Below are 12,024 nucleotides of genomic sequence, written 5' to 3'. Positions count from 1 at the left end.
CAAATTAATAGTGCAATTATTCACCATAAAACAGTTGGTCAATTGTATCATTAGGTGCATCAAAGTCTTCAGACATATAATAGGATTTATCAGCAAGCTTTCCAATAACACGTTTTTTCTTTTCCACAGGGATAATTTTGGCGACTAATTTTTTATCGCGTGTGATTAGAATCTCTTCACCAGAGTTTGATACTAAATTAATCAGTTTGGGAAAGTTTTGTTTGGCATCGCCGATCCCATAAATATGATGCATAAGAACCTCGTTAAATTAGATAGTATGCTTACTGTGCTTTTAGTATATGCAGGGATTTCTTGATTGTCCAAATAATCCTAAAGTTAGTTTTTATAATCTAAATACTCATGAATCAATCGGTGGTAGTTAATGAGGCGTTGCTTACTAATCTTGCCTTCATCAACTGCCTGATTGATCGCGCAACCTCTAGTGTTTTCAATATGCTCACAGTTTCTAAACTTGCACTCATTTTCTAATTGTGCGAACTCTTTAAATCCTGCAAAAATATCTGCTTTGTCTAAATGCCAAATACCAAACTCACGAATCCCTGGTGAGTCAATGATATTGGTATCTTGATCGAGATGAAATAATCTTGCACTGGTTGTGGTGTGTTTGCCGCGGCTGTTTTGTTCAGAAATTTCACCTGTAAGCGTTATATTCGTACCAAATAATGCATTAAGCATCTCAGATTTACCAACCCCTGATTGACCAACAATAATCGAGGTCTTATGTTGCAAAAGCGTTTTCAATGCTTGCAAATTTTCATGACACAAAGCAGAGCAAGTAATAAGCTCATAAGCTAATCCGCGATAAAGATCAACAATTGCCTCTAGCTGTGCCTTATTGTCAGCATGATCAAATAAATCCATTTTGTTGAGTACAATAATGGGTTTGACATTCATATGATGGGCAGCAACGAGATAACGATCGATATAATGCTCAATTGGTGGCGGGTTAACGGCAAGCATAATAATAAGCTGATCAATATTTGCTGCCATCGTTTTGTGATTGTGTGCAAGTTTACTAGGACGTATTAGTGCATTAGTTCGCGGCAGTACTTGGCAGATAATACCATATTCACTATTGTCTTGTGGTAGATAAAGCACGTTGTCACCGGCAACAATGGCGCCTAAGTTTTGACGATATTGACAAAAAATAACCTCACCCGTTTGACTCTCAAGCTCAATAAGTTTGCCGCGATGTGATATCACAAGAGCTGACAAAGCATGTGATAAATCATCATGAGATGCTTTATGTTCTTTGATATTGCGAAGCTGTTGTTTGCTTAAATTACGTTTTGCCAATGGTACTTGCGCTCTTTAAAAAAGTTCTGAAGTGGATTATAGCCATTGATATAAAATAATACAGTACAGATTGTGGATTAAACTTCCTGAATTCAATGCGTATTTGTATGCAATGCTTATCACTTCTAGATTTTTTATCCAAAACGACGTAGAATCCAATCCTAGTTCTTCAGGGCGGGGTGAAACTCCCCACCGGTGGTAAATTTAATGTAATGATTAGAAAAGCCCACGAGCGCTTTGGCTTAACGGTCAAAGGTCAGCAGATCTGGTGAGATTCCAGAGCCGACGGTTATAGTCCGGATGAAAGAAGAAGTAATATGACATATGTGTAAAGTACAAGTGCATTATATTTTAAAGTGTTGAATGTTGAATGTTGAACCTATTATCAATGTGTTGCCTTTACTCATTTTGCATATGTTTATTTCTTTTGCTTATCCCTGAAATTAAGTAAATTAATAAAAGGGTGATTATTGCAAGTGTTTCAAGCGGATTATTTTTATATGTCTCAAGCGCTGATGTTGGCAAAGCGTGGCGCTTTGAGTGTCTCCCCTAACCCAATGGTTGGTTGTGTGATTGTGAAAAATGGTCAAATTATTGGTGAAGGTTGGCATCGCTTTGCTGGAGATAAGCATGCTGAAATTCATGCCTTAGATCAGGCTGGAGATAGAGCGCAAGGAGCGACTGTTTATGTCACCCTTGAGCCATGTTGCCATGTCGGCAGAACAGGAGCTTGTACCGAGCGTTTGATCAAGGCACAAGTTGCTAAAGTCGTTGTTGCCAGTATTGACCCTAACCCGCAAGTGGCAGGTAAAGGTATTAAGCGTTTACAACAAGCCGGTATTGTTGTTGAGACAGGGCTTATGTGTCATGAAGCAACGGCAATGAATAAGATATTTTTCCATTATCACAAGCATAAGCTTCCATATGTTATTGCCAAATGGGGTATGTCGCTCGATGGTCAGATGGTGACTCATCCCCAAGATAATAAACAAATCACCGATAAAGCATCGCAGCAACAAGTGCATAATCTACGTAATAGCGTTGATGCGATTATGATTGGTCGTCAGACGCTGATTGAAGATAACCCAAGCCTTACCGTGAGAGTTTCAGATGCGGAGTTTGTTAAGCATCCATTGCGTGTTGTGTTATCAAAAACTTGCCAATTACCACTTGATGCGACACTTTTTAATGATGAGGTGGTTAAAAGTATTGTGATGACCAGTGATCTGGCGGATAAAGATACGCTTGATGCATTAGAGTATAAAGGTATTGAATATATTAAGGTACCACTGAATCAAGGTGAAATTAATCTTAAAGAAGTTTTAAAAGTGCTGGCTCAAAGAGGTATTAGCAGTGTCTTAGTTGAGGGTGGTAGAACATTACTGAATGCTTTTTTTGAGACGCAACTTGTTGATGAGGTGCAAAGCTATATCGCACCGGTGATCATTGCCGATTTTAAGCAAAAGGTGCAAGTTAATATCAAAGACAATGGGTTTTTGAATGATGATTATTATTGTATAGGATCAATGAGGTAATTATGTTTAGTGGAATTGTGCAAGAAATTGCAAAGGTTGAGTCGGTTACAGGTAATGAGGTTATTACACTTATAATTCGCTCAGAGCAGTTAGAAAATTGCAAAATAGGTGACAGCATCGCCATTAATGGTGTGTGCTTAACGGTTGTTACTTTGGATAAAGTAAAGGGGTTAGTGAGCTTTGAAGCGGTACCTGAAACGTTACGTAAAACAACCTTGGGACAGCTCATTGCCGGATCGCACGTTAATCTTGAGCTGTCATTGCGTTTGAATGATTTTATCGGTGGACACATGGTACAAGGTCATGTTGATGGTGTCGGTGAAGTGAAATCGATTACCCATGAAGCGGAGGCTTGGCTTGTGGCTATTTCTGCTCCTAAAGAGATATTAAAATATTTAGTCAATAAAGGATTTATCACCATTGATGGTATGAGCATTACCGTGATTGAAGTAAATGACGATTGTTTTACGGTCACTTTTATTCCACATACGATTGATGCCACTATTGTTAAGAATTATCAGGTCGGTACCAGAGTCAACCTCGAGGCGGATCCTATCGGTAAACACATTCATCATTATATGGAGAAAATACAACATGTTTCAAAGAATTAAAACACGCGTTGAAGCAGCGGTTGATGCCTTAAAACAAGGCAAAAGCATTATCGTAACGGATGATGAAGATCGCGAAAATGAGGGCGATTTAATCTTTCCAGGTCAATTAGCTAATGCTGAGAATGTGAATTTAATGCTGCAACATGCTAGCGGTATTGTCTGTTTGGCAATGTCAAAAGCGCATGCCAAACGTTTGCAATTAAATCCGATGGTGCCTGCAGATTTAAATACCAGTCAATTCACAACACCTTTTACTATTACGATTGAAGCAAAAGAAGGCGTGACAACGGGCGTATCTGCTAAAGATCGCGCGCATACCATTCAAGTAGCATCAAATCCTGAAGTTAACCCTAATGATATTAGTCGTCCGGGTCATATCTTCCCATTGGTTGCGAATGATTATGGGGTGTTAGGACGTCAAGGTCATACTGAAGCAAGTGTTGACTTGGTGAAAATGGCAGGATTTCATCCAGCAGCTGTTTTATGTGAGCTGATGAATAAAGATGGCAGCATGATGAAAGGTGAAGAGATTGAGCGCTTTGCTCTTACGCATGATTTGCCAATATTAAGCATTGAGGAGCTGCGTTTATATCGTCTAGCAACTGAAAAGCTCATTACAAAAGCTGTCAGTAGCCCTATTCCATTTCGAGATTATGGCGAGCTTGAGATGAGTGTTTTTATCGATCCTGTGTCCCAAAGTGAAATTAAAGTTATGAGCAAGGACATTAAAGATAATCCTTTGGTGCGCATTCACTCATCATGTATTACGGGAGATTTATTCGGTTCACTAAAATGTGATTGCCAATCACAACTGCACCATGCCTTGCATGAAATTGCTCAATGTGGTGGGATTTTGATTTACCTTGAGCAAGAGGGGCGTAATATTGGCTTGGTGAATAAGTTAAAAGCCTATGAGCTGCAGCGAACAGCGCATATGGATACGATTGAAGCCAATAAGGCTCTTAATTTGCCTGTTGATAATCGTCGCTATGATCATGCAGTGCAAGTGCTTAAATATTATGATATAAAGCAATGTCAATTGTTATCAAATAATCCAGAAAAGGTGCAGGCTTTGCAAAAAGCGGATATTGCTGTGCAAGTCTTAGTATCAGAATCAGATGTGCATGAGCATAATAAAGACTATTTACAAACTAAAAAACAACGGCTAAACCATAGCATAAAAGGAGTATGAAGATGCCAAAGATTGCGATTGTTGTTAGTGAATTTAATGCGTTAATTACTGATAAGTTATTGGAAGGTGCATTAGAGGAAGCTTCTAACTTAGCCATTAAAACACCTAAAGTTTATAAAGTCCCAGGCGCAGTTGAGTTGCCTTATGCGGCAAAGCAGCTCGCTAAAACCAAGAAGTATGATGCTATCGTATTGCTGGGTTGTGTGATTCGTGGGCAAACTGATCATTATGATTACGTGTGTATGCAAGTATCACAAGGCACACAAGATGTAATGATGAGCTATGATTTACCAGTGATTTTCGGGGTGTTGACAACGCATAATAAGGATCAGGCATTAGCGCGTGTTGGTGGTGAGAAAGGTCACAAAGGTAAGTATGCATTAAAAGCGGCGTTAGATATGATTAAGCTTAAAAAGGAAATAGGCGCTTAATCCACTAAATCTTCATTTTTTCTATTGGGTGGTTACAAATTTTTTTGATAATCTTGCCAAAAAAACAGTCATTTTTAGTCATATGAACTATATTTAGTTTGACCGATGAATGCATATAATTGCAAGGGATTTAAAAGTACCAATGCTTTTTGCACAAGAAAATGAAGGAGATAGCATGAAAAAGTTACCAATAGCATTAATTTTATCCTCTATTTTGAGTTATGGTTATACTGCTGTAGATGTGACCTTTACAAATAACACAACAACACCTGCTCATATTGATTATACCAATTGCAGTTACCAATCAGGTGCTAAAGGAGATAGCGTGCCAGGGGCGGGGAGTAGTGATAATTCAGTGATTTATCGCTGTGAAGATAATCAGAGTTTGCAAATTGCAAAATATGGTGCAAGTGGTCTAACCGATCAGTGCTATATCAATGTAAATAATGGTGTGGCAACACTAACTAAAGATAAGAACTGTATCGCAAGCCAAAACAATCACTTTGCCATTGGCGCGATTAACACAACAGACTTTAAAGCGTTGGCAAATAATGCAAATGAAGTGATCAAGTTATTTGTAGCTCAGAAAGAAAAGGCAAATCCAAATACATATAGCTATTTGCCAGCCAATGTTATTCCTATGAATCAAGAAACTTTAGATTCACGCATAAAAGACCCAGATGCTTATGCTTGGGCATTTCAATATGGGTATGATTCAGGTAGGTTTCCATTGTTTTATGGGGCACTTTGCATGCAGAACCCAAGTGCAGCAGGATGCTCTGATGTTAAGCGTACTATTGTAGGTATGTTGGGTGACTTGAAAAGAGTTAGCCAAGATGGTCAATTACCATCAGCAGGGCTATGGGCATATACCATTTCAGGTGTAGGTAAAGATGGTGATAAGGTTCTACCAAGCAACCCTTCTAATTTACCTGCACTTTTGGGACCTACGGTTGTGGCAGAGTATGCATTTAATGGTGAGAGTGATTTCTTTAAACAATTAATTACCCAGCTTGAGAGCTATAAGTTAAGCGAGCATACGCCAGCATCAGCAGGAAATGATGCTTTTTTAAATTCAACTGCTCCGTATTTTAATGCGGTATTAGGGTTGCTTTCTCAGGCATTTTTAGTAGGGAAAGGAGAGCTTGGCGTCAATAACTCAAGTGCTAAGTCAGGCTATTTAAGTCAAGCTTCTTTTAATGCTAACTATCAGGTTTGGATAGATCCAAAAAATGGTTTTGTGAATGAATATCCTTGTGAGGGTGGCAAAACCTGTGCAAGAGTGATATTTTCAGTAGAAAATGCACCACATGATACCTCCAAAGATACTTGGGCTAATGCTGGAGATAGCCCGACTGTATCTGAAGGTATGGCTTATGGATTATTAATTAGCTATGCTGCAAATGATCAAAAAATGTTTGATAGCTTTGTGCGTTATATCATGTCTGAGTCAGCAGGGTATGGCTGTGCGCTATACTATGATGACCAATGTCATGTCAAAAGTGATTTGATGATGCCTTGGCTTGTAGATGCTACAGGTAAACCATTTCATTATACATTAGGCGGTGGCTTCTATACCAATGGATCTGCGACCGATGCAGACGTTATTATTGCTTGGGCGTTATCCCTTGCAAATAAGAAAGTTGCAGCAGGGGATTGGGGTAATACGAGCTTCACATATAATGGTGGTGAAGCACATTATGAGCAGTTATTTGAGTCACTGAAAAAACAAATTGCACTTTATGATACTTATAATTCAGCAGAGTTCTTTGGACAAAAACTTGGTTGGCTATACACGCCAGGGAATCAGTGGTCTAATGAAGGGCATAATGTATTCTATAGTGGTTATAACACGCCACAGGCGTTTGAAGCTTTAGAGCAATAGCTTCTTAGCTATCCCCCGTTAAAATCTTATCTAGCGAGCGAATTGCTATGGCAAAGGGGATAACCTTTATGTCATTATCGTAATAAGTTTGATCTCCGCCATATAACATAATGTATCTTTTAACCAGTGCGTTTTGCCTGTGCCTCGAGGTCCAAATAAGAAGACACTTGCTTTCATTTTGGTGTCGATGGTAAGTAATCTTTTATACATTATATGATCAGACAGAACATGCAAATTGCAAATTGAGTTTGCAGTTTGCATTAAAAATTGCAAACTCAGATTGCAATTTTTAATACCGTACCCTGAGCGAAGTCGAAGGGTGTATGTGTTTGCAGTGTGTAAAATGGCTTCGAGTGATGCCCTGTGAAGTAATGAGTATGCGCTTTAATTTCCCCCTCACCCGTGCAGCTTAAGCTGCACGACCTCTCCCGCAAGGGGAGAGGTAGTATTATTCTTGATTCATTAAATCACGGTACCCTGAGCGAGGTCGAAGGGTATTTGTGACAGTAGCATATAAAAAGGCTTCGACTAACGCTCAGCCAACAGTTACCTACTGAAGTTACGCACTTTTGGTGAAAATTATTATTTGCTTCAGCGTATTATCAACCGTACCCTGAGCAAAGTAGAAGGGTAGGACAAAAACAATAAATGGCTTCGAGTGATGCCCTGTAAAGTAATGAGTTTGCGCTTTAATTTGCCCCTCACCCGTCCAGCTTAAGCTGCACGACCTCTCCCGCAAGGGGAGAGGTACTATTATTCAGCAGGAAGATGTTATTTTTTAGACTTAAAACTCATCAAGATCAACATCACGGCACCAATGCATATGGCGGAATCTGCGATATTAAATGCGGGCCAATGATAATTGTTGATATGAAAATCAAGGAAATCAACAACATAACCGTGGATCATGCGATCATAGACATTACCCAAGGCGCCTCCTAAGATAAGTGATAAAGCACAGGCGGTTAGGTTTTTGTTTTTAGGCAAACGTGCTAACCACACTAAGATCACAATAGCGACAATTAGGGCAATAGCAGAGAGGACAATCACTTGCCATGTGGTATTAGCATTACTTAAAAAGCTAAATGCTGCCCCATAATTATGCAGTAAGGTTAAGTTGAAAAAGGGCAATACTGCAACCGGTTGTCCATATGTTAAATTGTGTGAGGCAAGGTATTTCGTGCCAAGGTCAATAATAATGACAATAATGCTTAAAATAATCCAACGCAATTGATTGTTACGCAAATTCACGTAGTTCTCCTTGTTCAGTGGTGATGTTTTCAATACATCTGCCGCAAATATCTGAGTATTCTTCATGACTACCAACATCCTCGCGTCGATGCCAACAACGTTCACATTTTTGCGCAGCAGACTTCTCAACAAGAATGCTTAAGCCTTTAATGCTTGAGTCATGGGCAAAGTTTGGCTTTTGAGTGAGTGGTTTAACATGCGCATCAGAAACAATCAACGCAAAGCGTAGCTCATCTTTAAGCTTAGCTAATTGCGCTAGTAAGGCATCGTCAGCATACAGTGTGATATTGGCTTCAAGGGAGGCACCTAATACACCTTCAGCACGCTTAGATTCAAGTAGTTTGTTACATTCGGTACGCACCTCTTGAATCGTTTGCCAAAATGGCAGATTAAGTTCTGCTGATTGCGGCATTTGTGATAATCCTTGATACCATTGACAAGTAACAAAAGGGGCCTTCTCGCCAGGAATAGCATCATAAATCTCATCAGCCGTAAAGCATAAAATCGGTGACATCCAACGCACTAAGGCATGAATGATATGATACATGGCTGTCTGTGCAGATTTGCGTGCCAAACCATCGGCTTTGGCTGTATATTGACGATCTTTAATGACATCAAGATAGAAGCTGCCCATATCAATTGAACAGAAGTGATGAATCTGCTGTGCCACAACATGAAAGTTATATTCATCATACGCTTTAATAATCTTTTGTTGTACCTCATCTGCTTTGGCAATTGCCCATTGATCCAATGCAACCAACTGATCGAAGTCGATCAAATCAGTTTGGGGATTAAAGCCCTCAAGATTCGATAATAGAAAGCGTGCGGTATTACGCAGGCGGCGATACGTATCGGCATTGCGTTTTAGAATCTCATCAGATACGGTCATCTCGCTGCGATAATCAGTTGCTGCAACCCATAGTCGTAAGATATCAGCACCTAATGTATTAACAACATCTTGCGGCGAGACAACATTGCCAAGGGACTTTGACATTTTCTTGCCATGAGCATCTACTGTGAAGCCATGTGTTAAGACTTGTTTATAGGGTGCTTGATCGCGACGTGCTAAGCTTGTGAGAAGCGAGGTCTGAAACCAGCCACGATGTTGATCAGAACCTTCAAGATATAAGTCAGCAGGAAACTGTAAATTGTCCTTATGCTCAAGCACACAAGCATTTGAACAGCCTGAATCAAACCAGACATCGAGTGTGTCGGTGACGCGCTGATAGTCTTCAGTTTCAGTAATGAATTGACTATCATCAGCATCAAACCAAGCCTCCACTCCGCCTTTTTCAATGGCGTTGGCTACTTTTTTAATAATGTCTTGAGTTTGAGGGTGTAAGCTTTCCGTTTCCTTGTGAATAAATAAAGGAATAGGCACCCCCCAAGTGCGTTGACGAGAAATACACCAATCAGGTCGATCTTGCATCATCGCTTCAATACGACTTTGCCCCCAAGTTGGCACCCATTTAACTTCTTTAATGGTGTCTTCAGCACGTGTACGCAGTTTATTTTTTTCCATGCTGATAAACCATTGAGGGGTTGCTCGGAAAATAAGTGGTGTCTTATGGCGCCAACAGTGTGGATAGCTGTGCTCTAATTTATTTAAGTTAAGAAGGGCATTGTTTTGTGTTAACACTTCAATCACATGGTCATTGGCTTTAAAGACAAACTCATTAGCAAAAAGCTCGGTATTGCTGTGATAGCAACCATTGTTGTTGACAGGGTTATCTACTGGGAGATTGTGTAATTTCCCTAACGCGAAATCCTCAACCCCGTGAGCTGGCGCGGTATGTACAAGGCCTGTTCCTGAATCAACGGTAACATGATCTCCATGGAGCACTGGCACGATACGGTTATAAAAAGGGTGATGTGCTTTTAAGTTGGTCAATTGATCACCTAATACACTGGCAAGGATATGATACTCTTCAATGTCCGCGCGCTTCATAATTGATTCAACTAACTCGGTTGCAACAATAATATGTTGATCATGATTGAAGTTTACTACGGCATAGCTTATTTCATTGTGTACTGCAATTGCCTGATTGGCAGGTAATGTCCATGGTGTTGTCGTCCAAATAACGGCAGATGTATTTTCAGATAACGTATCTAAACCAAAACGCTCCGCCCAAGTGTTTGGATCAATAATGGCAAATTTAACATCAATAGCAGGCGAGATTTTGTCTTTGTACTCAACTTCAGCTTCCGCAAGTGCTGAACCACAATCAGGACACCAATGTACCGGTTTAAAGCCTTTGGTTAAGTGACCATTTTCAATAATCTTACCTAGAGTTCTGACCATATTGGCTTCATAGTCAAAGTTCATGGTTAAGTAAGGCTTATCCCAATCACCTAGAATACCTAGGCGCTTAAAATCTTTAATCTGACGTTCTACTTGTTTAGCAGCATATTTACGACATTCTTTACGAAAAGCGTTAGCATCTATTTTAACACCCGCTTTGCCATGTTTTTTCTCTACTTGCAGCTCAATCGGTAGGCCGTGGCAGTCCCAACCTGGGACATAAGGGGCGTCAAAACCTGAAAGTGTCTTTGAGCGCACAACCATATCTTTTAGAATCTTATTAACGGCATGTCCGACGTGAATATCACCATTGGCATACGGAGGACCATCATGCAAAATAAACTTGTCTCTACCGGCGAAATGCTGACGAATGCGTTGATAAGCCTCATCGCTATACCATTGCTTTAAGCGCATCGGTTCTTTTTGCGCAAGGTTTGCCTTCATTGAAAATGATGTTTTCGGCAAGTTTAATGTGCTTTTATAATCTGCCATATTCTACCCTTTAACCCGTTTGTTTTATATCTTTGTTGTATGTTTTTCAAGCCACGTAAGTGCTGCCAGTTTATCATCATTAATTTGTGCTTTGAGTGCATCAAAGCTTGCAAATTTTTGCTCGCTACGCACAAAGTGCAAAAACTCAATCGTAACATATTGCCCATATAAGTCATGTGTGAAATCAAAAATATGTGTCTCTAATAAACGTAATCTGCCACCGACTGTTGGGCGAATGCCGATATTAGCAATGCCATGATATATTTTGCCGTAAACATGTACGTTAACAACATAAACCCCTGAAACGACAACTGCTGTCGGCATTGGGATGTTAATTGTTGGAAACCCAATTTTACGTCCATTTTGATCACCATGATGCACGCGACCACTTAGTGAGTAGCTATGCCCTAAAAAATGCGCGGCATCATCAAATTGACCATTACCCAGTAGTTGGCGAATGTGGCTGCTGCTAATACGTGTATCATCTATGGTATAAGAAGGGAGGCTTTCTACGGTGAAGCCATATTTTTGCCCTAAGTCTTGTAGTAGCTTAAAGTCACCTTGACGCTGATAACCAAAACGAAAGTCATCGCCAATAATCACATGTTTGGCATTAAGACCATCGACAAGAACCTTTTTAACAAAGGCTTCAGCTGATAGTATCGCAAGACTTTGATTAAACTGTAAGCATAAAACTTGGTCGATATTGAGTGCTTTAAATGCTTGGATTTTGTCGCGAAAAGGCGTGATGCGTAAAGGCGCTTTCTCTTTTAAAAAGAACTCTTTAGGCTGCGGTTCAAATGTCACCACTGTCGCTTGAGCATTGTTGGTTTTAGCCAGTTGCTGTAGATGGTTAATAATATACTGATGCCCCAAGTGCATACCATCAAAATTACCAATGGTGACGATGCTTGGCATTTGCTCTTTATTGTTATGTAAATCTGCAAGTCGTAACAGCTGCATGTTAAGTTTGTTTATGCCTAATTAATCGCTTTGATACATGACAAA

10 protein-coding genes and 1 riboswitch are annotated in these 12,024 nt (G+C 39.9%); of the genes, 5 read left to right on the top strand and 5 right to left on the bottom strand.

The features are described 5' to 3' along the window. Positions 1–16 precede the first annotated feature (16 nt). Positions 17–253: a type II toxin-antitoxin system Phd/YefM family antitoxin gene (locus ACZ5V8_RS08545; RefSeq protein ID WP_464217440.1), complete on the bottom strand. Its 237-nt coding sequence runs from the start codon at positions 251–253 to the stop codon at positions 17–19. An 83-nt stretch (positions 254–336) separates the two neighbouring features. Then, entirely contained in the window at positions 337–1,317 is a 981-nt protein-coding gene (rsgA, locus tag ACZ5V8_RS08540) for a ribosome small subunit-dependent GTPase A (protein WP_464217439.1), read from the bottom strand. 161 nt (positions 1,318–1,478) lie between these two features. Continuing rightward, positions 1,479–1,633: riboswitch (FMN riboswitch) on the top strand. A gap of 160 nt (positions 1,634–1,793) precedes the next feature. Between rsgA and ribD the strand changes: the two genes are divergently transcribed. The 5 genes from ribD (at position 1,794) to ACZ5V8_RS08515 (ending at position 6,971) form a co-directional block, all read left to right on the top strand. After that, entirely contained in the window at positions 1,794–2,852 is a 1,059-nt protein-coding gene (ribD, locus tag ACZ5V8_RS08535; RefSeq protein WP_464218729.1) for a bifunctional diaminohydroxyphosphoribosylaminopyrimidine deaminase/5-amino-6-(5-phosphoribosylamino)uracil reductase RibD, read from the top strand. Between the two features lie 2 nt (positions 2,853–2,854). Beyond that, a complete protein-coding gene (locus ACZ5V8_RS08530) occupies positions 2,855–3,463 on the top strand; it encodes a riboflavin synthase (protein WP_464217438.1) in 609 nt (202 codons plus the stop codon). Then, a complete protein-coding gene (ribB, locus tag ACZ5V8_RS08525) occupies positions 3,447–4,655 on the top strand; it encodes a 3,4-dihydroxy-2-butanone-4-phosphate synthase (protein ID WP_464217437.1) in 1,209 nt (402 codons plus the stop codon). The genes ACZ5V8_RS08530 and ribB overlap by 17 nt, the downstream gene beginning before the upstream one ends. A 2-nt stretch (positions 4,656–4,657) precedes the next feature. Continuing rightward, positions 4,658–5,086: a 6,7-dimethyl-8-ribityllumazine synthase gene (gene ribH / locus ACZ5V8_RS08520; RefSeq protein ID WP_440615759.1), complete on the top strand. Its 429-nt coding sequence runs from the start codon at positions 4,658–4,660 to the stop codon at positions 5,084–5,086. Between the two features lie 175 nt (positions 5,087–5,261). Further along, positions 5,262–6,971 carry a glycosyl hydrolase family 8 gene (locus ACZ5V8_RS08515; protein WP_440615763.1) on the top strand — a complete coding sequence of 570 codons (1,710 nt, stop codon included), beginning with the start codon at positions 5,262–5,264 and terminating at the stop codon, positions 6,969–6,971. 771 nt (positions 6,972–7,742) lie between these two features. Here the strand turns inward: ACZ5V8_RS08515 and lspA are convergent. The 3 genes from lspA to ribF are packed head-to-tail and all read right to left on the bottom strand — an operon-like array spanning position 7,743 to position 11,979. After that, positions 7,743–8,222, bottom strand: a complete 480-nt coding sequence (lspA, locus tag ACZ5V8_RS08510; RefSeq protein WP_440615765.1) for a signal peptidase II — start codon at positions 8,220–8,222, stop codon at positions 7,743–7,745. Further along, positions 8,209–11,016 (bottom strand): isoleucine--tRNA ligase, encoded by a 2,808-nt coding sequence (ileS, locus tag ACZ5V8_RS08505; RefSeq protein ID WP_464217436.1) that lies wholly within the window; start codon positions 11,014–11,016, stop codon positions 8,209–8,211. Before ileS ends, lspA begins: the two co-directional genes overlap by 14 nt. Positions 11,017–11,040: 24 nt before the next feature. Beyond that, positions 11,041–11,979 carry a bifunctional riboflavin kinase/FAD synthetase gene (ribF, locus tag ACZ5V8_RS08500; RefSeq protein WP_440615767.1) on the bottom strand — a complete coding sequence of 313 codons (939 nt, stop codon included), beginning with the start codon at positions 11,977–11,979 and terminating at the stop codon, positions 11,041–11,043. Positions 11,980–12,024 lie beyond the last annotated feature (45 nt).

It is taken from the genome of Cysteiniphilum sp. GTC20157 (assembly GCF_055396795.1).
This window is presented reverse-complemented; position numbering and strand designations above follow the sequence as displayed.

Bases quoted from the DNA above. Each gene is read 5' to 3' on its own strand.
- ACZ5V8_RS08545 (WP_464217440.1), bottom strand. From the start codon at position 253: ATGCATCATATTTATGGGATCGGCGATGCCAAACAAAACTTTCCCAAA.
- ACZ5V8_RS08530 (WP_464217438.1), top strand. From the start codon at position 2,855: ATGTTTAGTGGAATTGTGCAAGAAATTGCAAAGGTTGAGTCGGTTACA.
- ribB (WP_464217437.1), top strand. From the start codon at position 3,447: ATGTTTCAAAGAATTAAAACACGCGTTGAAGCAGCGGTTGATGCCTTA.
- ribH (WP_440615759.1), top strand. From the start codon at position 4,658: ATGCCAAAGATTGCGATTGTTGTTAGTGAATTTAATGCGTTAATTACT.
- ACZ5V8_RS08515 (WP_440615763.1), top strand. From the start codon at position 5,262: ATGAAAAAGTTACCAATAGCATTAATTTTATCCTCTATTTTGAGTTAT.
- ileS (WP_464217436.1), bottom strand. From the start codon at position 11,016: ATGGCAGATTATAAAAGCACATTAAACTTGCCGAAAACATCATTTTCA.
- ribF (WP_440615767.1), bottom strand. From the start codon at position 11,979: ATGCAGCTGTTACGACTTGCAGATTTACATAACAATAAAGAGCAAATG.